This is a genomic window from Pseudomonas gebzensis (genome assembly GCF_034427815.1).
Classification (GTDB): Bacteria; Pseudomonadota; Gammaproteobacteria; order Pseudomonadales; family Pseudomonadaceae; genus Aquipseudomonas.
Map to the genome: position 1 here is coordinate 316,737 of NZ_JAXQNS010000003.1, position 23,631 is coordinate 340,367.

Annotated in this window: 17 protein-coding genes; 5 read left to right on the forward strand and 12 right to left on the reverse strand. The window is 65.1% G+C overall.

The features are described from left to right. Positions 1-154 precede the first annotated feature (154 nt). The 3 genes from SJI00_RS08460 to SJI00_RS08470 all read right to left on the reverse strand — a co-directional run bounded on the left by SJI00_RS08460 (position 155) and on the right by SJI00_RS08470 (position 2,573). Positions 155-1,039 (reverse strand): DMT family transporter, encoded by an 885-nt coding sequence (locus SJI00_RS08460; RefSeq protein ID WP_322461276.1) that lies wholly within the window; start codon positions 1,037-1,039, stop codon positions 155-157. Positions 1,040-1,266: 227 nt separating this feature from the next. After that, a complete protein-coding gene (locus tag SJI00_RS08465) occupies positions 1,267-1,593 on the reverse strand; it encodes a hypothetical protein (RefSeq protein WP_322461277.1) in 327 nt (108 codons plus the stop codon). A gap of 167 nt (positions 1,594-1,760) precedes the next feature. Then, on the reverse strand, positions 1,761-2,573 hold the full coding sequence (locus SJI00_RS08470; protein WP_322461278.1) for a gamma-glutamyl-gamma-aminobutyrate hydrolase family protein: 813 nt from the start codon (positions 2,571-2,573) through the stop codon (positions 1,761-1,763). Between the two features lie 590 nt (positions 2,574-3,163). On the opposite strand from SJI00_RS08470, the gene SJI00_RS08475 reads away from it, so the two are divergent. Next, a complete protein-coding gene (locus SJI00_RS08475) occupies positions 3,164-4,183 on the forward strand; it encodes an Ldh family oxidoreductase (RefSeq protein ID WP_322461279.1) in 1,020 nt (339 codons plus the stop codon). Between the two features lie 248 nt (positions 4,184-4,431). Further along, complete coding sequence (locus tag SJI00_RS08480) at positions 4,432-5,622, forward strand: amino acid aminotransferase (RefSeq protein WP_322461280.1); 1,191 nt, start codon at positions 4,432-4,434, stop codon at positions 5,620-5,622. Positions 5,623-6,110: 488 nt separating this feature from the next. Here SJI00_RS08480 and mobA read toward each other — a convergent pair whose 3' ends face one another. The 3 genes from mobA to SJI00_RS08495 form a co-directional block, all read right to left on the reverse strand. After that, positions 6,111-6,680 carry a molybdenum cofactor guanylyltransferase MobA gene (gene mobA / locus SJI00_RS08485; protein ID WP_322461281.1) on the reverse strand — a complete coding sequence of 190 codons (570 nt, stop codon included), beginning with the start codon at positions 6,678-6,680 and terminating at the stop codon, positions 6,111-6,113. Between the two features lie 257 nt (positions 6,681-6,937). After that, complete coding sequence (locus SJI00_RS08490) at positions 6,938-10,078, reverse strand: efflux RND transporter permease subunit (protein WP_322461282.1); 3,141 nt, start codon at positions 10,076-10,078, stop codon at positions 6,938-6,940. Positions 10,079-10,089: 11 nt separating this feature from the next. Next, positions 10,090-11,265: an efflux RND transporter periplasmic adaptor subunit gene (locus tag SJI00_RS08495; RefSeq protein WP_322461283.1), complete on the reverse strand. Its 1,176-nt coding sequence runs from the start codon at positions 11,263-11,265 to the stop codon at positions 10,090-10,092. A 157-nt stretch (positions 11,266-11,422) separates the two neighbouring features. Here SJI00_RS08495 and SJI00_RS08500 point away from each other — a divergent pair, with 157 nt between their 5' ends. Together SJI00_RS08500 and SJI00_RS08505 are read left to right on the forward strand one after the other, a co-directional pair. Then, a complete protein-coding gene (locus SJI00_RS08500) occupies positions 11,423-12,124 on the forward strand; it encodes a response regulator transcription factor (protein WP_322461284.1) in 702 nt (233 codons plus the stop codon). Between the two features lie 6 nt (positions 12,125-12,130). Beyond that, entirely contained in the window at positions 12,131-13,429 is a 1,299-nt protein-coding gene (locus SJI00_RS08505) for an ATP-binding protein (protein WP_322461285.1), read from the forward strand. Between the two features lie 217 nt (positions 13,430-13,646). Here the strand turns inward: SJI00_RS08505 and SJI00_RS08510 are convergent, their stop codons facing one another. The 6 genes from SJI00_RS08510 to SJI00_RS08535 all read right to left on the reverse strand — a co-directional run bounded on the left by SJI00_RS08510 (position 13,647) and on the right by SJI00_RS08535 (position 22,925). Beyond that, a complete protein-coding gene (locus SJI00_RS08510; protein ID WP_322461286.1) occupies positions 13,647-15,854 on the reverse strand; it encodes an LTA synthase family protein in 2,208 nt (735 codons plus the stop codon). 519 nt (positions 15,855-16,373) lie between these two features. Beyond that, entirely contained in the window at positions 16,374-18,803 is a 2,430-nt protein-coding gene (locus SJI00_RS08515; RefSeq protein WP_322461287.1) for a glucose/quinate/shikimate family membrane-bound PQQ-dependent dehydrogenase, read from the reverse strand. A 420-nt stretch (positions 18,804-19,223) separates the two neighbouring features. After that, entirely contained in the window at positions 19,224-20,084 is an 861-nt protein-coding gene (locus SJI00_RS08520) for a CAP domain-containing protein (protein ID WP_322461288.1), read from the reverse strand. Positions 20,085-20,313: 229 nt separating this feature from the next. After that, positions 20,314-21,186, reverse strand: coding sequence for an ABC transporter permease (locus SJI00_RS08525; protein WP_322461289.1), 873 nt, complete (start codon positions 21,184-21,186; stop codon positions 20,314-20,316). Then, positions 21,183-22,199 (reverse strand): ABC transporter substrate-binding protein, encoded by a 1,017-nt coding sequence (locus tag SJI00_RS08530; protein WP_322461290.1) that lies wholly within the window; start codon positions 22,197-22,199, stop codon positions 21,183-21,185. The genes SJI00_RS08525 and SJI00_RS08530 overlap by 4 nt, the downstream gene beginning before the upstream one ends. A gap of 258 nt (positions 22,200-22,457) precedes the next feature. Further along, a complete protein-coding gene (locus SJI00_RS08535) occupies positions 22,458-22,925 on the reverse strand; it encodes a hypothetical protein (protein ID WP_322461291.1) in 468 nt (155 codons plus the stop codon). A 251-nt stretch (positions 22,926-23,176) separates the two neighbouring features. On the opposite strand from SJI00_RS08535, the gene SJI00_RS08540 reads away from it, so the two are divergent. Further along, positions 23,177-23,575: an NUDIX hydrolase gene (locus SJI00_RS08540; RefSeq protein ID WP_322461292.1), complete on the forward strand. Its 399-nt coding sequence runs from the start codon at positions 23,177-23,179 to the stop codon at positions 23,573-23,575. Positions 23,576-23,631 lie beyond the last annotated feature (56 nt).

Here is a 23,631-nt window from a genome sequence, read left to right on the forward strand (position 1 = left end):
CGACTTGTTGTTCTTTTCCCGTGCCGTGGACCGCACCGGCCGGTGCGCCGCAGGGAAGGCAGAGCCAGCATAGGGTGGCACAGCGGCCATCTACAAATTAAATGTAGGAATGCTGGGTATTTGAAGTGTGAATGTGTGTGCGGCTCGTGGTCGTTCAACTGGGCAAGCGTGAGCGGCGCCCCGGCAGCAGGCCCAGCACCATCACGCAGCCGAACAGAATCACCCCACTCCCTAACGCTTGCAGCAGGCTCAGCGCTTCGCCGAGGAACAAGGCGCCGACCAGCACCGCCACCAGTGTCACCACGAATTCCACGCTGATCGCCCGAGTGGCCCCGATGCGGGCCACCAGGCCGAAGAACAGCACATAGCAGGTGGCGCTCATCACGCTGCCGCTGATCAGCAGGTAACCCCAGTCCAGCACCCCCGGCACGCCGGGCAGCGGCACCCACCACAGCAGCGGCAGCAACATCACGCCGCCGGCCAGGAACGAGCCGCCGGCCACGGTCCACGGGTCGCACTGGCGCAGGTGCAGGGCGGCATGGTTGCTGCCGTAGGCCGCAGCCAGTGCGCCTCCGATGGAGGCGATGCAGCCATTGATGAAATCGGCATCGACCGTCTGTGCTGGAAAGCCCACCAGCATGACCATTCCGACCAGGCCCAACAGCAGGCCGAGGACGCCCTGTCGGCTCAGGGTTTCCAGCCCCAGCACGCGCCCGATGAGCATCGAAAACAGCGGAATGGTGGTGACGAAAATCGCCGCCATCGCGGTACCGATGCGCGGGGTGGCGTAGGTCATGCCGGCCAGCTGCCCGGCAACGGTAGTGGCGCCCACCACCAAGAGCGGCTTGAGCACCGGGCGAAACTGCGGCGCGCGGCCCAGCAGAACGCTCAACAGGACCAATGTGGAGCCGGCAAACAGCGCGCGCAGGCTGACAGCGCCGACCCAGCCGAACGCGTGTTCGGTGTGCAACACGACCAGGAACGACAATCCCCAGGCAATGGCAAGGAACAAGTAGATGGCAAGGTCGCGGGGCTGCATGGCGGGCGTCCGGGGGCGGGAAAGGACGCGAGGCTAGCCGGGCACAGGGGCCTGGGCAAGCGGCAGCGCTGCGAGGCGTGGTCTCCACGCCTGTGCACTCACGCGATGAAGGCACCGTATAGGGCGCAGCGAAGGGGTAGCGCGGAAGAACAACGCCATCCGCACTATTCTAGAATCCACTTTAAATAAATAGGATTAGATACTGTGTGTAACTTATTGACAATTATCTATTTAGAAGATTTTGAGTGCTGCGCGCATTGGTCATAGTAGGTCTTCCTGATCTCGGCGGGTGGCAGGCGTGAGCGGCTGTTATAGGTTTGTTCCGTGATGCCCATTGCGGTCATCCGCATCCACGATTTTGGGAATTTCTGGTTCTGCAGGCGCTTGCGCTGCGTATAGAGATTGACCCTGGCCAGCTTGGCCTGCTGCGCATTGGCCGCCACCTGCGCGCCCCAGGCGCATACCTGACGGTCCTGCTGAGTCAGCGCGCGAGCATGCGCATCCAGGCTGAGTACGCTGAGCAGACCGAGGGAAGAGAGTAGAAGTAGCCGCATGTTGCTGTCCTAAGCACCTGATGATGCTCAAGTTTGAACCGCTCAGGCGAAGGGCAGGGCCATCACTTTGCTGTCAGTGTGTCCAGAGGGGAATTCTGAAACATGGCGCGAGGGGGGTATCGATCCCTGAGCGGCAGCGCGCCACTCAGAGATGAAGTGCCGGGTATTCAGGCGCAGAGCGCTTGGCGGTCGCCGTGTGTTTGGCTGGCGCGGGTGCGGCAGGCGTCACCGAAGGCCTTGAACAACGCGATGGAGTCCGGGTTGCTGGCCGCTTGCCATTCAGGGTGCCACTGCACCGCAAACAGGAACGGTGACAAGCTCGGGCCGTGGATCGCTTCGACCAGACCGTCTTCGGCGATGGCGACCGCTTCCAGGCCCTGGCCGAGCGTGCGCAGGCCCTGGCCGTGCAGTGAGTTGACGCGAATGTGGTTGGTGCCCAGCGTGCGCTCAAGCCAGGTGCCTGCCGCAATCGTCACACCGTGGGCCGGGGCGTACTGCTGCTCGACGGGATCTTGCGGATTCTCCCGGTGGTCATTGAAGCCCGGCTCTGCATAGACGGTTTGATAGATGTCACCGCCCAGCGCCACGTTGATCTCCTGCATGCCACGGCAGATCCCGAAGATCGGCAAGCCGCGGGCCAGGGCCATTTGCACCAGGGCAATGTCGAACGTATCGCGGTTTTTGTCCTGGGCTTTGCCCGGAGTCTGGTTCTCCTGGCCGTACAAGCCTGGGTCGATGTTGCTGCCCGCCCCGGTCAGGTACACGCCGTCGGCCATGGCCAGGTAGCTTTCCAGCTCATCGGTGCCGCAGCAGGTGGGCACCAGCACCGGCACGCAGCCGCCGAATTCGACGAGGGGAGTGATGTATTTGTGGGTCATGACCTGGTAGTCATGGCCTTTGCGCTCTTGGGTACCCATGGTCATCAGGACCACCGGTTTGCGCGCTGAAGGGTGGGTAGTGCCGCTATTGCTGTTGGACATAAGTCACCTTGGGACATGTCGTGCCGTGCTGCAAGGCGCCTGGCAGCGCCTGCCACACCGTGCACTGCCGGTGCAGCAGGAACTGCTGCCAATCCGGTCGGGGGTGAACACAGCTTGCCAGAGCGGCTCGATATGTCAAACCGGTGAATCTGGCTGCAGCCCCCGGAAAATGGGCGCTTGAGGTCGCTGCAAGCCCCGTGCGGCGAGGCTTTGACCAGGCTTGCAGGGCACAAGCGTGAACCACGCAGTTGGTTCATTGCAGCCGCGCAAAGAACGCCTCAACGGTGGGGCACGCCTACCAGGGCGTGGGCAGCCACACCGTGACCTTCGTGTGGCTGCAGCACTCTCCTGACGGGCGCCTGTACGTTGGCCGGGCAGCCACCTGCAGGAATCCGCTGTCAGCCCGTTGCGGGTAATCAAGGTGACCGCCAGGGCTCGTCGCTGAGCATTCGCAGCGAGCAAGGCACCCTTGCCCGTTCGAGGCGCTGTCGGCGTAGCGTGTCATTGTCTGCAGCCGGTCGGTCACGTTGCAGCCAGGCCCCGGCGCGGCCATGCTGGTACGCCTTGGCCCCCTTTGGAAGGAACGTCCCATGTCTGCTCCTGATTGCTCGTCCACGGTTCGCATGCCCTTCGACGAGCTGGTAGCGCTGCTGCGCGGCATCTTTGAACGCCATGGCTGTTCTGCTGCCGTTGCCGCTGTGCTCGCCCACAACTGCGCCAGCGCCCAGCGCGACGGCGCGCACAGCCACGGCGTATTTCGCCTGCCAGGTTATGTGTCGACGCTCGACAGTGGTTGGGTCGATGGCCGCGCCGAGCCACAGGTCAGCGACGTGGCCTCGGGATACATCAGTGTCGATGCCGCCGGTGGCTTCGCCCAGCCGGCGCTGGCCGCAGCCCGCGACCTGCTGGTGAGCAAGGCGCGCAGCGCCGGGGTGGCGGTGTTGGCAATCCACAACTCTCATCATTTCGCGGCGTTGTGGCCGGATGTCGAACCGTTTGCCGAACAAGGGCTGATCGCCCTGAGTGTGGTCAACAGCATGACCTGCGTGGTGCCCCACGGCGCGCGCGCGCCGGTGTTCGGCACCAACCCGATCGCCTTCGCCGCACCGTGCGCGGCAGAGGCGCCGATCGTGTTCGACATGGCCACCAGCGCCATGGCCCATGGCGATGTGCAAATTGCCGCACGGGCGGGCCAGGCCCTGCCGGCAGGTGTGGGGGTCGATGCCTCCGGAGCGCCCACCACTGACCCGCAGGCGGTGCTCGATGGCGGGGCACTGCTGCCGTTTGGCGGGCACAAAGGCTCTGCGCTGTCGATGATGGTCGAGCTGCTGGCGGCGGGGCTGACAGGCGGGAATTTTTCCTGGGAGTACGACTGGGCCAGCCATCCCGGTGCGAAAACCCCCTGGACCGGGCAGTTGATTCTGCTCATCGATCCCGACAAGGGCCAGGGCGAGGCGTTTGCCACGCGCAGTCGCACGCTGCTTGAACAGATGCAGGGCGCCGGTCTGAGCCGTCTGCCGGGGGAGCGCCGCCACCGCGAGCGGGCAATTGCCGTGGCGCAGGGCGTGGCGCTGGAGGCGGCTGAGCTGGAGCGGATCAGGCAGCTTTGAAGAGGGCCTGCAGCGCCTTGGGTCGCGTGCCGGTGAAGCCATTCGCGCCGCCTGTGGCCCTGGCGGTGCAACACCCAGGGCTCATGCAACGGCCACGTTCGGCGCCACAACGGCTCGCCTGATTCGGGCCATCCACAGGCCGGATGCTCCTTCGCAAGCAGCCTTTGCATCGCGGTGATGTTCCTCTGCCAGCAGGGCAGGTATGCTCGGTGCAGTCTTTCCCTCCCAGAGCCAAGGAGCTGTGCGCTGTGTTCAAACATGTCGATGCCTATGCGGGCGACCCGATCCTCTCGTTGATGGAAACCTTCAAGGCCGATCCGCGCGCCGACAAGGTCAATTTGAGTATCGGCCTCTACTACGATGAAGCCGGCGTGGTCCCGCAACTGGCAGCGGTAGGGGCGCTGGAGCAGCGCCTGGCCGACCAGCCGCACCAGGCCTCGCTGTACCTGCCGATGGAAGGCCTGGCCGGCTACCGTCAGGCCACCCAGACGCTGCTGTTCGGCACGGACCACCCGGCGGTGCAGGCCGGACGCATCGCTACGGTGCAGACCGTTGGCGGCTCCGGTGCCTTGAAGGTCGGTGCCGACTTCCTCAAGCGCTACTTCCCGCAGTCGCAGGTCTGGGTCAGCAATCCGACCTGGGACAACCATCGCGCCATCTTCGAAGGCGCCGGCTTCACTGTAAACACTTACCCCTATTTCGACGCCCAGAGCCGCGGCCTCGACTTCGCCGGCATGCTTGCCAGCCTGCAGGGCCTGGAGCGCCACAGCATCGTGCTGCTGCACCCGTGCTGCCACAACCCGACCGGGGTCGACCTGAGCCAGCAGCAGTGGCAACAGGTGGTCGAAGTGGTCAAGGCGCGGGAACTCATCGCGTTCCTGGACATTGCCTATCAGGGCTTTGCTGAAGGCCTGGAAGAAGACGCCTACGCCATCCGTGAAATGGCCCGCGCGGGTGTGCCGTGCCTGGTCAGCAACTCGTTCTCGAAGATTTTCTCGCTGTACGGCGAACGTGTGGGCGGCTTGTCTGTGGTCAGCGATGATGCCGACAGCGCCCAGCGTGTCCTCGGTCAGCTCAAGGCCACCGTGCGCCGTAACTACTCCAGCCCACCGTGCCATGGCGCGCAACTGGTGGCCGGCGTGCTGGGCGACAGCGCACTGAATGCGCAATGGCAGGGCGAGGTGCAGGCCATGCGCCAACGCATCCTCGACATGCGCCAGGGTCTGGTGAACGTGCTCGCCGAGCTGCTGCCGGGGCAGGATTTCCAGTACCTCCTGCGCCAGCGGGGCATGTTCAGCTACACCGGGTTCAGCGTGGCGCAGGTGCATCGACTGCGCGACGAGTTCGGCGTGTACTTGCTCGACAGCGGACGGGTGTGCATGGCCGGGTTGCGCCAGGACAATCTGCGCCGCGTGGCCGAGGCGTTTGCGGCGGTTTGATTTCAGGTGAGCGCGCGCCTGCGGCCTGAGCCAGCTCAGGGCCCGCAAGCGCAGTTACTGAATGCTCTGACTGCAACCCTGCTTAACCTACGGATATTACAGGCCCCCAAAGAGCAGCCATTGCCGCGATGGCCGGCGCAGCCGGCCAAGCGCCGCGAACCCGATTCTCCTGCCAGCGCGCGGCGGCTGAATCAGGCCGGCTGTGCCGGCCATCGCGGCAATAGCCGCACCTACACCGACCGCGCTCGCGCCCGAGCACTTACTCTGGCAGACACGCCGCAGCACCCTGTAGGAAGGGCTTTAACCGCGATGGGCGGCCTGGCCGCCCCAGTCAATGCTTCGCGTGCTGCCGCTTCTCTGACGATTGCAGCCCTCGGGTGTGCTGTGCAACCTATCGCCACGTGAGTCGCAGCACATCCTGTTTTTGCGCTGCGGCACGGAGCTCGGGAGACGGCGAGCTACCGGTACGGCACCTAAGTTGCGCGCTGTCAGACGTAATGCTCTGGACTATTGAAATTCTCCAACCGCCCATCCCCCTCAGCACACTCCACCGCCACCAGCACGCCACGCCCCAGCGCCTTGTGCAAACTCCGCTCACCCTCATTCCACGCCTGTTGCAGCATTCCCAAACTGCTACGCGGGACCACGCTGAACATCGGCTGCCAGAAGCCGCTCTGGCGCACCATCGCGGCGCCATCGGCACTGACTGCCAGCGCCAGCAGCTCATCCAGCAGGGCGCGATCGATCCGCGGGGTGTCGCAGGCCAGCACTGCCACCCAAGGACACTGCGCCACGGCCAGGCCGGCCAGCACCCCGGCGAGGGGCCCTGGGAAATCCGTCTCGGCGTCGCTCACCCTCTGATCGGCATAGGCGGCGTACTGCGCTGGGTTACGGTTGCAGGAAATGATGAGGTCATCCGTCCAGGGGCGCACCACATCGTGCAGGTGAGCAATCAGCGGCCTGTCGCGCCAGAGGATCAGCCCTTTATCGCGCCCACCCATGCGCTGGCCGCGACCGCCGGCAAGGATCAGGACTGAACAACGAGAAAGCGCTGACATGAAAAAGGGCTCCGGACACCAATGCCCAGAACCCTCCCATGCTGCCTGTGGCTTGTCCAGCTTCGGCTCAAGCGCCAGCGCCAGTCGTAGCCCAGGTCTCACCTGATGCCCGGGCGCCAGCGCCAAGCCAGGCTACACCACACGCTTGAGCATGAGCATGAGCATGAGCACCGGCACCAGTACCGCACCAGTACCGCACCAGCACCAGCACCAGCCCTCGCCTCAACGCTTACGCTTGAACGTCTGCCCTCCGGCGGTCAGTCGGCGTCAGCTCGGCCAGACTCCGCCGGTACTGGCGACGCGTTGGCAGGCGTGCGGCGCCCGGCCAGGCGCATCACCACCACGAAGAACACCGGCACGAACACCACCGCCAGGGTGGCGCTGAGCATGCCGCCGATCACCCCGGTGCCAATGGCCTGCTGGCTCGCCGAGCTGGCGCCGCTGGCGATGGCCAGGGGCACCACGCCAAGGATGAACGCCAGCGACGTCATGATGATCGGTCGCAGGCGCAAGCGCGCGGCTTGCAGCGCCGCGTCACGCGCATCCACGCCCTGGTCGACCAGCGCCTTGGCGAATTCGATGATGAGAATCGCGTTCTTCGCCGACAGGCCGATCAAGGTGATCAAGCCCACCTTGAAGAACACGTCGTTGGGCATGCCGCGCAGCGTCACCGCCAGCACCGCGCCCAGTACCCCGAGCGGCACCACCAGCAGCACTGCCGTGGGGATCGACCAGCTTTCGTACAGCGCCGCCAGACACAGGAACACCACCAGCAGTGACAGCGCCAGCAGGATCGGCGCCTGGCTGCCTGACAAACGCTCCTGCAATGACAGCCCGGTCCATTCCAGGCCGACGCCGGTCGGCAGTTGGTCGACGATGCGCTGCACCTCGTTCATGGCCTCGCCCGAGCTCAGGCCGGGCGCCGGCTCGCCCGAGATCGACACCGCCGGATAGCCGTTGTAGCGGGTCAGTTGCACCGGCCCGGTCACCCAGCGCGCGCTGACGAACGCGGCCAGTGGCACCATCTTGCCGCTGCTGTTGCGCACGTTGATTTTCAGCAGGTCTTCGACCTGGCTGCGCTGGTCGCCTTCGGCCTGCACCACCACCCGCTGCATGCGCCCCTGGTTGGGGAAGTCGTTGACGTAGCTCGACCCTACGGCGGTATCGAGCACCGCACTGATGTCGCCGAACGACACGCCCAGGGCGTTGGCCTGGCGCCGGTCGATGTCCAGTTGCACCTGCGGGCTTTCGGCCAGCGAGGATTCGCGCACGTTGGTCAATAGCTTGCTCTTGCCGGCGGCCGCCAGCAGCGCGTCGCGCGCCTCCATCAACTGGGCATGGCCCAGCCCGCCGCGGTCCTGCAGGCGGAACTGGAAGCCGGTGGACTCGCCCAGGCCATCGATCGGCGGCGGCAGCACTGCAAAGGCCACCGCGTCCTTGATCTGGCTGAACGCCGCGTTGGCACGGTCGGCGATGGACTGGGCGCTGTCGTCGCTGCCGCGCTCGGACCAGTCCTTCATCGTGGTGAACGCCAACGCGGCGTTCTGGCCGCTGCCCGAGAAGCTGAAGCCGAGGATCACCGTGGTGTTGGCCACGCCAGGCTCCTGGGCGTTGTTGGCCTCGATCTGCGCCGCCACCTGTTCGGTACGGGCACGGGTCGCACCCGGCGGCAGCTGGATGTCGGTGATGGTGTAGCCCTGGTCTTCGGTGGGCAGAAAGTCGCTGGGCAACTGGCTGAAACCGTAGACCAGCGCGCCGACCAGCACCGCGTACACCAGCAGGTAACGGCCGCTGCGGGTCAGCGCATGGCCCACCCAGCCCTCGTAGCCATCGGTCATGCGCGCAAAGCGCCGGTTGAACCAGCCGAAGAAGCCACGTTTGTCGGGGTGCTCGCCCTGCGCGACCGGCTTGAGCAGGGTGGCGCACAGGGCTGGGGTCAGGCTCAGGGCGAGGAACGCCGAGAACAGGATCGACACCGCCATCGACACCGAGAACTGCTGATAGATGACCCCCACCGAACCGCTCATGAAGGCCATCGGCAGGAACACCGCCACCAGCACCAGGGTGATGCCGATGATCGCACCGCTGATCTGGCCCATGGCCTTGCGTGTGGCGTCTTTGGGTGAAAGGCCTTCTTCGGCCATGATCCGCTCGACGTTCTCCACCACCACGATGGCGTCGTCCACCAGAATGCCGATGGCCAGCACCATGCCGAACAAGGTCAGCACGTTGATCGAAAAGCCCAGCCCCAGCATCACGGCGAAGGTGCCCATCAGCGCCACGGGTACCACCAGGGTCGGGATCAGCGTGTAGCGAATGTTCTGCAGGAACAGGAACATCACTGCAAACACCAGCAGCATGGCCTCGAACAGCGTGGTAATGACCTGCTTGATCGAGACTTTGACAAACGGCGAGGTGTCGTAGGGGATGTCGAACTGGGCGCCTTCGGGGAAGAACTTGGCCAGCTCGTCCATCTTGCTGCGCACCAGCGTCGCCGTCTCCATGGCGTTGGCGCCCGGCGACAGCTGCACGGCGAAGGCAGTCGACGGCTTGCCGTTCAAGCGCGTGCCGAACTGGTATTCCTGCGCGCCCACTTCGACCCGCGCCACGTCACCAACGGTCACCACCGAGCCGTCCGGGTTGGCCCGCAGCACCACGGCGGCGAACTGCTCAGGTGTGCTCAGCTGGCCGTTGACTACCACGTTGGCGGTGATTTCCTGGGTCTTGCGCCCCGGTAGGTCGCCAATGCTGCCGGGCGCCACCTGGGCGTTCTGCGCGGTGATGGCCTCGGTCACATCGCCCGGGGTGAGGTTGAAACCGATCAGCTTCTGCGGATCGATCCAGATGCGCATGGCCCGTTCGGAGCCATACAGCTGCGCCTTGCCCACCCCCTTGATGCGCCGGATCTCGTTCATCACGTTGCGCGCCAGGATGTCGCTCAGGGCGGTTTCATCCAGCTGGCCGTCGGTGGAGGTGAGGGTGCCCAGCAGCAGGAAGCCGGTGGAGACTTTCTCGACTTGCAGGCCTTGCTGGGTCACCGGGCGCGGCAGGCGCGACTCGACCACTTTCAGGCGGTTCTGCACATCGACCTGGGCCAGGTCAGGTGTGGTGCCGGGCTGGAAGGTCGCGGTGATGGTAGCGCTGCCCAGGCTGCTCTGGGATTCGAAATACAGCAGATTGTCGGCGCCGTTGAGCTCCTGCTCGATCAGGCTGACCACGGTCTCATCGATGGTGGTGGCCGAAGCGCCGGGGTACACCGCGTAGATCTCGATCTGCGGCGGGGCGACGTTGGGGTACTGCGCCACCGGTAGCTTGGGGATCGCCAAAGCGCCGGCGAGCAGAATGAACAAGGCAACGACCCAGGCAAAAATGGGCCGATCGATGAAAAACTGTGGCATGGGTCAGCTCCTCACTGGCCGGTGTGCGTGGCGATGGCAGGCGCTGCATCAGCGCCGTCGACCTGCACCTGATCGCCGGGCTTGACGTGCTGCAGCCCCTCGACCACCACACGCTCACCGGCCTTGAGGCCGTCGCGGACGATCCAGCGGTCGCCTTGCACCGTGCCCAGCGTCACCTGGCGCTCGCTGACGCGCGACTGGGCATCGACCACGAACACCTTCGGCATGCCCGCGCTGTCACGGCTGATGGCCCGCTGCGGCACGCTGATGCCCTTGGGTTGCACCGCCTGTTCCAGGCGTACGCGCACGTAGCTGCCAGGCAGCAGGTCGAGGTCCGGGTTGGGGAACTCGCTGCGCAAAGTGATCTGATTGGTGCTGGCATCGACGCTGATGTCGGAGAACAGCAGCTTGCCAGGTTGCGGATAGGGCTGGTCGTCGTCCTGAATCAGCGTGACTTGCGCCTGGTCCTGGCCGACCTGCTGCAATTGCCCGGCGCGCATGGCGCGGCGCAGGTTGTTGATTTCCCGGGTCGATTGCGTGACGTCGGCGTAGATCGGGTCGAGTTGCTGGATGGTCGCCAGCGGGGTGGTTTCACCCTGGCCGACCAGCGCCCCTTCGGTGACCAGTGCCCGGCCAATGCGCCCGGAAATGGGCGCGGTGACCGTGGCATAGCCCAGGTTCAGGCGAGCCCGCTCGAGCGCAGCCTTGGCCTCGGCCACCGCCGCGTCAGCCTGGAGGAACGCTGCGCGAGCGTTGTCGGCTTCTTGCCGGCTGATGGCGCTTTCTTCCACCAACTGGCGGTAGCGCTGGTCCTGCAGGCGAGTCTGGTAGCGGGTGGCCTCAGCGCGGGCCAGGGCCGCTCGCGCGCTGTCGTGGTCGGCCTTGAACGGGGCCGGGTCGATGAGGAACAGCACGTCGCCTTTCTTGACATCGCTGCCTTCGCGGTACACGCGTTTGAGCACCACCCCGGCCACGCGGGCGCGCACCTCGGCTACCCGCGGCGCCATGATCCGACCGCTCAGCTCGGTGCTGATCGCCAGTGAGCGCTCCTGCAGGGTTTCGACCCGTACCTGGGGCGCGGGGGCTTGTTGTTCTTTTTCGTTGGCATCGTCGCAACCGGCCAGGGCCAGGGTCAGCAACGCGAGCAGCGCCATGGGGCGCAGACGAGCGGGGAGTAAAGTAGGCATACGGACCTTCCCGATAATGATCCAGCGTATCCTACGGCAAGCCTTCCTAAGGGGTTGTTAAGCTCTGTAGGACGTGTGTGAAAAACTGTGAAGAATCCGGCTAAGGTTGCGTAGGATTCTTTATGCTGGCCGCGTTGCCACCGTCATTGAAGCCCTTATGCCGAATATCCTCCTGGTCGAAGACGACAGCGCCCTGTCCGAACTGATCGCCAGCTACCTGCAACGCAATGATTTTCACGTCCGGGTCATCGCCCGGGGCGATCAGGTGCTTGAAGAAGTCCACCTGCAGCGCCCCGACCTGGTGGTGCTCGACCTGATGCTGCCCGGCCTCGATGGCTTGCAGGTGTGTCGGCGCCTGCGCCAGGAAACGCAAAGCCTGCCGATTCTCATGCTGACCGCCCGCGACGACAGCCATGATCAGGTGCTAGGCCTGGAGATGGGCGCCGACGACTATGTCACCAAGCCCTGCGAGCCGCGCGTGCTGCTCGCGCGCATTCGCACCCTGCTGCGCCGCAGCAGTGTCCATGAACCGCGGCTGGACGCCGACCTGATCGAGATAGGCGGGCTGCGCATCGACCTTGCAGAGCGCACGGTGAGCTGGCGTGGTGAGCCGGTGGACCTCTCCAGCGGTGAATACAATTTGCTGGTCGTGCTGGCGCGCAGTGCCGGCGAGGTGCTTAGCCGCGACCGCATCCTGCAGCAACTGCGCGGCATCGAGTTCAACGGCACCGACCGCTCGGTCGACGTGGCCATCTCCAAGCTGCGGCGCAAGTTCGACGACAGCGCAGGGGAGGCGCGCAAGATCAAGACGGTGTGGGGCAAGGGCTACCTGTTCAGCCGCAGTGAATGGGAGTTCTGAAGCGCCATGCTCAAGCTGCTGGTGCGCCTCTATGTGCTGATCATCCTGGCCTACGCCGGGGCGATTCTGGTTATTCCCGACACCATCGTCAGTGTCTTCAATAACCGCTATTCCGCCTATAACCTGGACATGGCCAAGGGCGTGCAGTCGCTGTTGGTGCAGCAGTTCCGCCAGGCGCCGCAGGCGCAGTGGCCGGCGGTGGTCGCGGACCTCAACGCACGCTTTGCGCCCATCGAAATCAAGCTGCTGGCGCTGGACCAGGCCACGCTGTCTGACGATGAGCGCCAGCAACTGGTCAGTGGCCAGAACGTGGTCCGCCTGGGCGGCTGGGGTTTTTATGAGACTGCCATGGCCCCCATCGCCGATGGCTGGCTGGTGAGCCTGTACAACCCGCCTGACCCATTGGACATCAACGTGCTCTCGTGGGGCGTGACCGTGCTGATCGGTGCGGCCCTGCTGGGCTGCATCCTGCTGTGGGTGTGGCCGCACTGGCGTGACCTGGAGCGGTTGAAAAATACCGCGCGGCGCTTGGGCCGCGGGCACTTGAGCGAGCGCACGCATATTTCCGCGCACTCCAACATCGGCGAGCTGGCGCGGGTGTTCGACACCATGGCCGGTGATCTGGAGCGCCACCTCAACCAGCAGCGCGAGCTGCTCAACGCGGTGTCCCACGAGCTGCGCACACCGCTGACCCGCCTGGATTTCGGCCTGGTGCTGTTGTTCGACGAGGTACCTGCCGCCAGCCGCAAGCGCCTGATGGAACTGGTCGGGCATGTGCGCGAGCTGGATGAGCTGGTGCTGGAGCTGCTGTCTTATGGGCGCCTGGAGAATGCCGAGCAGTTGCGCGAACGGGTCGAGGTGTCGTTGCCCGAGTTGCTCGACAGCGTACTGGGCAGCTTCGCCGAAGAGCTGGACAGCCGCGAGGTGGCCTGGGAGGTGCACATCGATGCGGCCCTGCCGCGCTTTGTCCTCGACCCCCGGTTGACCGCCCGCGCCGTACAGAATCTGGTGCGCAACGCCATGCGCTACTGCGACGCGCGGCTGCGCTTGCAGGTGAGTCTGGAGGCCGATGGCGGGTGCCGATTGAGCGTGGAAGACGACGGCATCGGTATTCCGCCCGATGAGCGCGAGCGAATCTTCCAGCCGTTCTACCGCCTGGACCGCAGCCGCGACCGCAGCACCGGTGGTTTCGGCCTGGGCCTGGCCATCAGCCGAAGGGCCATCGAGGGGCAGGGCGGCAGCTTGACGGTGCAGCCCTCGGCGTTGGGCGGGGCGCAGTTCGTGATTCGCCTGCCGGCGGGGTAAGCGGTAAGGCCGGTGGCGTGCCGGCAGCAGAGCATTCGCCACGCCTGAGCGTTGTAACGCACAGACCCCGTGAGGCAAACACCCGCCACTTCAGTCGCCCAGGGCTGCACAGCCACCCTGGCTTCAACCGCGGTCAAGCGGGAGATGCGCATCGCTTGTGTCGGGGCGGATCAGTTGGAGCCGCTCGTGCCTAGCGTCGCTTTGCGGCCACCACCGTTCAACTGGCATGGACGACGGCACTGTCTTCCAGCGCCTCCACACCCAGGTCTTCATCCGGTAACGCTGTGATCACGCTGAAGTCCGTCACCTCCACCGCTCCGCCGCCATACCCCAGCAGGTGAAAGGAAAAGGCCTTGCGCAGGGTCGGGTTGTCGAAATCGAACTGCAGGTCCAGCGGCTGGTCGGCCGTCACCTGCATTTCACCGGGCAAGCCCAAGGCCACGTCTTGCTCGAACTCCTTGGCCTTGAGCTGGATGTAGGCGGTGTGCGCCGGGTCGAGCGCGCGCACCTTCAGGCGCACGCGGGTGCGGGTGCCTTCGGGCATCTCCAGGTACTGGGCACCGATCAGGTTGTCGACCCAGTCGTCACGGATCTGCTGCTGCAGGGCAATCGGCGCCGGGCTGCCGAACTGATAGCGCAGGTTCAGCGGCGTGTTGAGCAGTGACTGGTCGAGCGTCTCGGCCAGCCCGGTGATCTGCGGCCCGCTGGCAGCCGGAGCCTGGCCCAGGTAAGTGGCGCGGTCGGCAATGAAACCGGGGCTGGCATAGCGCCGGCAGCGCTGCTGGAAATCGCACTCGGTGAAGGTGCCTTGGCCGTCGTGGTAGCGCAGCATGCCGTTGGTGAACGAGATCATCTCGCGGCCGCTGTCGTAGCTGCGAAACAGCGAGCGGCCGCTGAGCGAGGCGGGGATCGGCAGGGCGAAATAGTCGAGTAGCGAGGTGGTCAGGTCGACATGGCCGTAGGTGCCAGGCTTGAGCTGCGGTAGCTGCGCCTGCTCAGGTGCCAGTGTGAGGTTGAAGCCCCATGAAGAGGCCAGGCGCACGCCATCGATACCATGGGATTCATCCGACGTGATGACCACCAGGGTGTCCTTGAGCACGCCCTGGCGCTCGAGCCCTTCAAGAAAACGCCCCAGGGCGTCGTCCAGGTAGGCGACGGCGGCCTGCCTGGGCGAGTCATAGCGTTGCAGGTACGCATCAGGGGCCGAGTACGGCTGGTGGGTGCCCACGGTGAGCAGGGTCAGCATCCAGGGCTGTTTGCCCTGGCGCAGCTGACCGACGTAGTCCAGTGCGCCCTCGAAGAAAGCGCGGTCATCCTTGCCCCAGGGGAATTCCAGGTAGTTGCCGTTGCTGAACCATTCTTCCCCGTGCACGGCGCCGAAGCCGATGTGCGGCATGATCCGGTCCTTGGCCATGAAGCGCAGGCCGGCACCCTGCAGGTAATGGGTGGCGAATCCGGCCTGGCGCAGTTGGGCGGGCAAGCAGTCGTTGTTGCGTGTTTGCTGGGTGAGCAGCTCGACACCTTTGGGCGTGCCATTGGCGAGTTTGTCGTAGTCGCCACAGAGCATGGCGTACAAGCCGCGGATGGTCTGGTGGGTGTGTAGCACGTAGTCCGGGGTGTTCATGCCGCGCGCTGCCCAGCGGCTGAGGTTGGGCATCAGGTCCTGGTCGAAGCGGCTGTGCAGCGCTTCGCGGTTGGGCCGCACATAGGCGCCGGGGATGCCTTCGAGGGTGATCAGCAGCAGGTTGCGTGCTTTGCCGGGGCCTTCGAACAAGCGCTGACCATTGAGGTCGGCCTGGGTCAGGCCAACCGTGGCCAAGGCCGGCGGTGGGGCGTCGGTGCCGAGCCAGTGGGCCAGCCCGCGCTGCACCTCGCCGGTGCCTGCGGCCAGCAACTGATGGCTGAGGGTGTACTGGCGCCAGGGCTCGGCCTCTGAGGGCAACACGTGCTGCCCGGCCCAGTGCACGCCGAACAGCGTCAGCGGCATGGCCCACAGCGCGCGCGGCAAGCGCCGTTCGGGCTGTGAGCGCGCACGCCAGCGGCTCAGCAGCCAACCCAGTAGCCCGGCGCCCATCAGCACAGGCAGCCAGCCGTGGGCGAGGGCGCCACCGGTTGAGTTCTCGACGAATTGTGCATCGAACAGATAGCTCAGGTCTGCGCTGGTCGGCAAGCGCCCGACGGCGCTGACCAGCTCGGCCGAGGCCACCCACAGGCCGGCCCAGAACAGCAGCACGGGCAGCGCCAGCCACCAGGCGCGGCGCTGCAATAGCAGCAGCAAGGTGCTGCCGATGGCCAGGTCCGACAGGTAGCCGGCCGGGTTCGACCAGCCCAGCAGCGCCCGACTGAGCAGCGGGATGAGCAGTACCAGAGCGATCAAGGAACAGGTGCGGACGCCGATACGCCCAGGCACGGAGGGGTTGCTCACCAAGAGAATTCCTTGTTGTCATCGGACGGTCACAAAAGTGGGCGCGATGATAACAGGCCGGGGAGCGGGGGAGGGTCGGATCGGGAAATCGTGTGCACCTGCCGCGTGTCGGCGGGCGACACGCGGGCAGACCCGGCGACCACGGTCTTCCAGGCCGCGTAGGGTGATGCGCTGGGCTCTGTACGGAAGGCCTTGACAGTGGTTCATGCTGCGTTTGAAAGCGCCTGGAACGCCGGCCCCGACTAGGCATCCCTGATCGGGCGCCCCTGACCGGGCGTCCCCGACTGGGCGTCCCCGACGCAATGCCCAAGTACACCCGCACACTGCGCTTGTTCGGCTCTTTGTGCGGGGCCGCCGTCGGCCTTGCCTGCCCTTCGTGCAAAGACAGGTCGTACAGCGCCTGGGAACCACGCATCACGTGGCGCCAAGCCGTCTCAGACCGTTCGGCAAGGGAGCCTGGCATCGCCGCGATGGCGGCTGTGCCGGCTCCGGCTTTACCTGTACGTCGATACTGGACGCCTACGGCTTGTCATCGGGCAGTGCATAGGCAATGACATAGTCGCCACGGTCGGTCGACTGGCGCGCGCCACCGGCCGTGATGACCACATACTGCTTGCCAGTCTTGGGCGACACGTAGGTCATCGGGCCGCCTTGGCTGCCCACGGGCAAGCGGGCTTTCCAGATCTCGTCACCGTTGGCGCTGTTGTAGGCGCGCAGGTAGAAATCCTGGGTGCCGGCGATGAACACCAGGCCGCCCTGGGTCGAGAGGGTGCCGCCCAGGGTCGGCAAGCCGATCTTGATCGGCAGGTGCATGCGGATACCCAGAGGGCCGGTGTCTTCCACGGTGCCGACCGGCACTTGCCAGGCCACTTGGCGGGTCTTCATGTCGATGGCCGTCAGCGTGCCGAACGGCGGCGCCTGGCAAGGGATGCCGGCGACCGACAAGAAGCGGTTCTTGTTCACCGCATAGGGCGTGCCCTTGAGCGGCACGGCGCCCATGCCGGTGTTCAGCGATTCACCGCCGGACGCGGTGGCAGCCTTGTTCTGTGATGGGATCATCTGGATCCACAGGCCCAGGCGCATGTCGTTGACGAAGATGAAGCCATGGACTGGGTCGGTCGACAGGCTGCCCCAGTTCATGCCACCCAGCGAGCCTGGGAAGCTCAGCGAGCGGTCGGTACCGGGTGCGGTGTACAGGCCGTCGTAGCGCATGCCCTTGAAGTCGATACGGCACAGCAACTGGTCATAGGGCGTGGCGCCCCACATGTCCGACTCGGTGAGGGTCTGCGCGCCGATCTGCGGCATGCCGACCGACTTGGGCTGGGTGGGCGAGTACGGTTCGTTGGGGATGTTGCTCGGCTTGACTGGAACGTCCTTGACCTCGGTCAGCGGCTGCCCGGTGGCGCGGTCGAGTACATAGATTTGTCCGGCCTTGGTGCCGATCACCAGCGCGGGCACGGTCTTGCCGTCGTCGCGGGTGAAGTCGATCAGGCTCGGCTGCATCGGCAGGTCGAAGTCCCAGAGATCGTTGTGCACGGTCTGGTACACCCACTTCTGGTTGCCGGTGGTGGCGTCGAGGGCCAGCACAGAGGCGCCGTAGGTGTGATCGAGCTGGGTGCGCTCCACGCCGTAGATGTCGGTCGAAGACGAGCCCATCGGCAGGAATACGGTGTTCATCGCTGGATCGTAAGACATCGGCGCCCAGCTGTTTGGCGTGCTGCGCACGTAGGTGGCGCCGCTCTGCGGAGCAGCGCGCTGTTCAGGGTTGCCTGGGTCGAAGGCCCAGCGCATTTGCCCGGTGATGACATCGAAGCCGCGTAGCACACCGCCAGGCATGTCGGTCTGGACGTTATCTGCGACGCGCCCGCCGACCACCACGGTGGTGCCGGCGATCAGCGGCGCGGAAGATAACTGATAGTAGGAATCGGGCACATCGCCCAGGCCTGCCATCAGGTCGACCTGGCCGTGGTTGCCGAAGCCTTCGCAGAACTGGCCGTTGTCGGCGTCCACGGCAATCAGGCGGCCATCGATGGTGTTGGTCAGCAGGCGGCGCTGGCAGTTGGCGCCTGGCGCGACGCTGACGGCGCTGGCCGGCGAGCTGTCAGGCTGGCTCGGCTGGGCCAAGGGTGCGCTGGCATCGAAGTAGGCCAGGCCGCGGCAACGCTGCCAGACCTTGGACTGGGCGTTGATGGCGTTTTTCCACAGCTCCTTGCCCGTGTCGGCATCGAGCGCGATCAGGTTGTTGTGTGGTGTACAGAGAAACACCTTGTTGCCGATCTGCAGCGGGGTGAGCTGGTCTTCAGCGCCGTTGCCGTCGCTGAGGGCGATGTCGCCGGTGTGATAGGTCCAGGCCACCTTGAGCTGGTTGACCGTGTCGCGGTTGATCTGGTCAAGCGCGGCGAAGCGGCTGCCGCCTTCGGTATTGCCGTAGTGCGCCCAGTCTTTCTGCGCGTTGGCCGGGTCCACCGGCGTGACGCCAGGGCCTTTGCCGCTGGGCGCAACGCTTGGGTGGGCGACGAACATATTGCCCACCGTAATGGCCAGCAGGATTGCCATCACGCCCGCAAGGCCGTAGGCGCGGCGCCCGGGAGTGCCGCCGTGGGCGCGCACCAGCAGTGGGTAGACCAGTGCAACCACCAGACCGATGGCGCTGAACATGAACAGGCGGGAGAACAGCGGCCAGAACACCCAGCCGACATCGGCCACGGCCCAGACTGCGGTGGCAAGCAGAAACGCGGCGAACAGCCAGGCACCGAGCGGCTTGCGCAGGGCAATCAGCACACCCGCCAGGGCCATGGCCAGACCGCCGATGAGGAAGTACCAAGAGCCGCCACGGCTGATCAGCTTGAGGCCGCCAGCGGCAAGGAGCAGGCCGAGCAGGGCGATGACCACGCCCAGGCCGAGCAAAACGAAGAGGGAGGCGCCCGACAGGCGCGATGTAGGTTTCATGCCGAAAATCTCGCAGGTGGAATCGGCAAGAGTCTAAGCGCTTAGCAAGCTAATTAACAAGTTGGTACATAAATTTTCGGGGCGGATTGTCGCAGGCGTGACGGGCTGGACAGAGGTATGTTGCGCAAGTCACGGACGTTGGCGAACACCGTCGATGAGAAGTCGGGCCGACTGAGGAATCCACTGCCGCTCAGGCAACCTTTTGGCTGAAGCATACCCCAATCCATGGATAGGAATCGCTTTTCGTAAGAGCGAGCTTGCTCGCGAAAAAAGCCCAGGCACCGCGTGGTGTCAGGCTTTTGCGTCATCGTTGACGTCCATCGCGAGCGAGCTCGGTCCTACAGGTCCTGCCTGGGCAGCCTGTCGCGGTTGAAAACGCTGCGCATTGTAGAGCGAGCGTGCTCGCGCCATCCCCACACGCTACTGCGCTGTGCCAAACATGCCGGTCCAGTAGATCCCGGCATCACTTTTCGGGTCCACCGCATACGCTGCGCCCAGGTCGCGAAACGCCGGGTTCATCAATGTCGCGCAGTGCCCGGGGCTGGCCAGCCAGCCGTCTACGACCTTGCGCGGCGTGTCCCGCCCCGCCGCAATGTTTTCGCCGATCTGCTGGTACAGGTAGCCGGCCAGCTCTGCGCGGTCACCCGGGGTGCGTCCGTCGCGGTCGATGTGGTCGAAGAAGTTCTGGTTGGCCATGGCTCGGGTATGGCTGACGGCCGCACCGGCGAGCACGCTGTTCCACGTCAACGGGGGGGCTTCGGCGAAGGGTTGGCCGCCACATTGGCGCGGCAGCTTGCGCGCGGCGTTGATCTCTTGCAGCAGCTTCTGGCCCTCGGCCTGCCAGTCGCCCAGGCGCCCGCTGAGCAGAGGCCTGGCCAGGACGATGCGCCAGTCGCGACCCTCCTGGCTGACGCCGATGTCAACGAACTGCGGGTCGAGCACCACCTGGCAGAAACTTTCCTTGATCACGTTCATGGCGGCGCTCGCATCACGCGGGCCGGAGAGGCTGATGGCCTGCACGTTGACCATCGGGTAGGCGGCGCGGCTCATGGCCTGCTGCAGGTCGCGGGTGCCCTCGGGAGAGAGTGCCAGGCGGGTGTCGCTGTTGAGCGGTGGCAGCTCCAGCGAAGCTTCGCCCCCGCACGGCTGGGCCTGGCTGCGCCAGGCATTGACCGCCTCTATCAGGCGCGCTTCTTCGCCGCTGACCGCGAGCGCCTGGGGCGACAGGCTCAGGCCCAGCGACAAGGCGGCGCAGCAGGCCGCTGAGGATAAAACGCGCATGGTGAACTCCCTATGACTGACAACACCCCCTTCCCAGGGACGCGTTGCCATCCTACACAAGCGCAGAGCGTTTGACCCTGACCCATGCATCGACCTGAAGACACCGCCGGTAAGCGGCGAAAGGAGGCAGTAGACCGGGCTCACAGACAAAAGTGCGGTCGGTCAGCGTCACCGGTGGGCAGGCGTCATGGCGGCGCTCCGTGCAAGGTGTGCTGACGGCGCGCTGGCGTCATTGCGGCCGTTCCAGCTGCCCCCGCGTCCGGGCATTGCCATACCCCTGGCTGATACGGTCGATCACCATCGCCAGCGCGACGATCGCCAGCCCGGCCTGCAGGCCCTGGCCGACATTGAGGGTCTGGATACCCGCCAGCACATCCTCGCCCAGCCCGCGCGCGCCGATCATGGAGGCCACTACCACCATCGACAGCGCCATCATCACCGACTGATTCAGCCCGGCCATGATGCTCGGCATGGCCAGCGGCAGCGCCACCCGGCGCAAGCGCTGCCAGCGGCTGGCACCCAGACCATGGGCGGCCTTGAGCAGCGACGGGTCGATCTGCGCCAGGCCCAGGTGGGTCAGGCGCACCAACGGCGGCAAAGCGTAGATCAGGGTGGCGAACACGGCAGGCACCTTGCCCAGGCCAAACAGCATCAGCACCGGAATCAGGTACACGAAGGCAGGCAAGGTCTGCATCACGTCCAGCACCGGCAGCAATACCCGCCTGGCCAGTACCCGGGTGGCAATGAGGATTCCCAGCGGCACACCGACCAGCACGCACAAACCGGTGCTCACCAGGACCAGCGTCAAGGTCTGCAGCAGCTTGTCCCACAGCCCGAGCATGCCAATGCCGGTGACCATGGCCATCAGCACCACGGCCCGCAGCCAACTGCGGCTGGCGTGCCAGGCCAGTACCCCGACCACTGCCACCAGCAGCCACCAAGGCACCAGCCGCAGCAGATTTTCGAGCCAGACCAGCGCCGTCAGCAAGTGGTTGGACACACTGCGCAAGGCGTCGCCATAGTGCAGCACCAGCCAGTCGACCCAGCTGTTGATGCCCTCGGCAAAAGAGAATTGCAGGCTTTCGGGAAACCCACCGCTCACAACGCGGCCTCGACCCGCGCGGCGTTTTCTGCCGGCAACCAGGCTTTCCACACCTGCGGATTAGCCTTGAGGAACGCCTTGGCGGCCTCACGGGCGGGCTGGCGTGTAGTGCTCATGTCCGCCAGGGTCTTGTTCAGCAGGTCGATAGGCAGGTCGACCTTCTCGAACACCGCGACCAGATCCGGGTATTGCGCCCGGAAATAGGCAGACACGCCAATCGACAGCTTCGCCGGCAGCGAACGGCTGCCACGTGGCGAGGGGTTGCGTGGGTCCGTCAAGGTGGCCCAGGCCGTGGCGTCATAGGGTGGTTCTTCGAGGCGCACCAGGTCATAGCGGCCCATCAGCGGGGTGGGGCTCCAGTAATAGAACAGCACCGGTTTGCCCAGCTTGATGGCCGAGGTCACCTCGGCGTCCAGGGCTGCGCCGGAACCTGTGCGAACGTTGCTGTAGTGAGCGTCGAGGCCGTAGGCCTTGAGCTTCTGGCTGTTGACCGTCTCGGAGGTCCAGCCGCTGGGGCTGTTGAGGAAACGGCCCTTGTCGGGTTGCTCGGGGTCCTTGAACACGTGCGCGTAGCGTTTCAGGTCTTCGACGCTGCGCAACTGCGGTGCCAGCGGCGCAATACCCTTGGCCGGGTCGCCCTTGATCACATAGGCCGGCACCCACCAGCCTTCCTCGGCATTCTTCACCGTGTCGCCCAAGGCGAACACCTGACCGGCCTGCTCGGCCTTGACCCAGGCCGGGCTGCGGCCGGCCCATTCTTCGGCGATCACCTGCAGGTCGTTGCGTGCCAGCGCGACCTCCATGCTCACCGTGCTGCCCGGCAGCGTTTCAGTGGCGTAGCCAAAGCCGTCTTCGGTGATCAGGCGCAGGATTTCGGTCGTCAGCGCGCCGCTTTCCCAGCCGATGGCACCGAAGTTGATAGGGTCGAGGGGGGTAATGGCCGCGACGCGCTCGGCGCTGAGCAGACCCACGCTCAGCGCGAGGCTGGCGAGGAGGGCGGAAAGTGGCTTCATAGCGGTCCTTGGGGGAGGTACGGAAGACTTGGGCAAGTGTAGACGACCCCTCGCACGTCCTCAGGGTCCGAACCAGGCTCTGTACAGGAAGCCTTGATATCCTTTCATGCTGCGTTGAAAACCGGCCGGTAGGCCGGCCTTGACTTGGCGTCCCCGGCGCAATGCTCATGCACTCCAGTGCCCTGCGCTTGCTTGCCGGGTTTTGCGCGGCCGCATCGGCCCTGCCTGACCTTCGCCTCAAGACGTTTCGTGCGCAGCTCAATGCGGCAACTGCACCAACGCTTGGCGTAACGCATCGGCGTCGCTGAAGCGGCGCTCACGCACCACCTGGCCGCCTTCCATGTCCAGCCATTGCACGGTGTCACGATCACCCTTGTAGCGCTCGGCCACAGCACCGGTCTGGTCCAGCACGATGCGGTAGTTGGCCGAGCGCATGGCCGGCACCATGACCATCTTGGCCACCGACGGCATCTTCTCGATGTCCGCCAGGTACACCACGTGGCGCGCGTCCAGATAGCCCTCGGGCTCGTCGCCCAGCGTTGCATTGACCAGCTTGGCACTGGACATGCTGCGCGCCACCAGCAACACCCGCGTGGCGTCATTGAGCGTGTAGGCCTTGTCGTGCTGATCGAGCAATGTCCAGGGCGCGCGCGGGGCCGTGGTGTCGACGGCGGCCAGGGCAGGGCCGGACAGGCACAGCGTCAACAGCAGGGGAAACCACTTCATGGCAGACCACTCACGTTTGAAAGTGGCTGAACGATAAAGGCTGTATTGGCCAATTGCCAACTTTCCTGCTCGATGCGCAACACCGCAATGCTCTGGGCGCGGGCATCGATCGCGCTCGATTCGCGCGCGTTGATCGCACCGCGTGCAGGCTGTTGAAACTAAAGCACATGTGCGCAGTCACTCGCTCATGCGCTCAATGAACAAGGGCCCAGCGCTTCAAGTGCACGACACGCGAGATCGAGGTAGGCCGCATGCCAGTAAAGAAAAACACTGCAACCAAACTCCGAGCCACCATCTTGTGCCTGCACAGTCGCAAGGTATTGCTGGTGAAGAAGAAGGGCGGCAAATGGAACTTCCCTGGCGGCGTCATTGAATCGGGTGAAACCGCTGCGCAGGCCGCTGCCCGCGAGCTGCAGGAAGAAACCAGCCTCAACAGCCAGGCGTTGCTGGCGCTGTGCTCGGTCACTACTGGCAGCACTGTCCACCATGTCTTCACCACCCACTTCGATGATCACGCCAAGCCCATGCCCGCCAATGAAATTGCCGCGTGCAGGTGGGTCGGTCTTCAGGCACTCAAGCGCACGCCGCTGACGGCTGCCGCCATGGCCTTATTGTCGATGGAGTTACCCGCTTTGATCGACCTGGTGTAAAGAACTGTAAGGGTCATTGTTCCAACAACTGTAACTGGCATGAAATTCTCATTATC

Bases quoted from the DNA above. Each gene is read 5' to 3' on its own strand.
- SJI00_RS08460 (WP_322461276.1), bottom strand. From the start codon at position 1,039: ATGCAGCCCCGCGACCTTGCCATCTACTTGTTCCTTGCCATTGCCTGG.
- SJI00_RS08465 (WP_322461277.1), bottom strand. From the start codon at position 1,593: ATGCGGCTACTTCTACTCTCTTCCCTCGGTCTGCTCAGCGTACTCAGC.
- SJI00_RS08470 (WP_322461278.1), bottom strand. From the start codon at position 2,573: ATGTCCAACAGCAATAGCGGCACTACCCACCCTTCAGCGCGCAAACCG.
- SJI00_RS08475 (WP_322461279.1), top strand. From the start codon at position 3,164: ATGTCTGCTCCTGATTGCTCGTCCACGGTTCGCATGCCCTTCGACGAG.
- mobA (WP_322461281.1), bottom strand. From the start codon at position 6,680: ATGTCAGCGCTTTCTCGTTGTTCAGTCCTGATCCTTGCCGGCGGTCGC.
- SJI00_RS08490 (WP_322461282.1), bottom strand. From the start codon at position 10,078: ATGCCACAGTTTTTCATCGATCGGCCCATTTTTGCCTGGGTCGTTGCC.
- SJI00_RS08495 (WP_322461283.1), bottom strand. From the start codon at position 11,265: ATGCCTACTTTACTCCCCGCTCGTCTGCGCCCCATGGCGCTGCTCGCG.
- SJI00_RS08500 (WP_322461284.1), top strand. From the start codon at position 11,423: ATGCCGAATATCCTCCTGGTCGAAGACGACAGCGCCCTGTCCGAACTG.
- SJI00_RS08505 (WP_322461285.1), top strand. From the start codon at position 12,131: ATGCTCAAGCTGCTGGTGCGCCTCTATGTGCTGATCATCCTGGCCTAC.
- SJI00_RS08515 (WP_322461287.1), bottom strand. From the start codon at position 18,803: ATGAAACCTACATCGCGCCTGTCGGGCGCCTCCCTCTTCGTTTTGCTC.
- SJI00_RS08520 (WP_322461288.1), bottom strand. From the start codon at position 20,084: ATGCGCGTTTTATCCTCAGCGGCCTGCTGCGCCGCCTTGTCGCTGGGC.
- SJI00_RS08530 (WP_322461290.1), bottom strand. From the start codon at position 22,199: ATGAAGCCACTTTCCGCCCTCCTCGCCAGCCTCGCGCTGAGCGTGGGT.
- SJI00_RS08535 (WP_322461291.1), bottom strand. From the start codon at position 22,925: ATGAAGTGGTTTCCCCTGCTGTTGACGCTGTGCCTGTCCGGCCCTGCC.
- SJI00_RS08540 (WP_322461292.1), top strand. From the start codon at position 23,177: ATGCCAGTAAAGAAAAACACTGCAACCAAACTCCGAGCCACCATCTTG.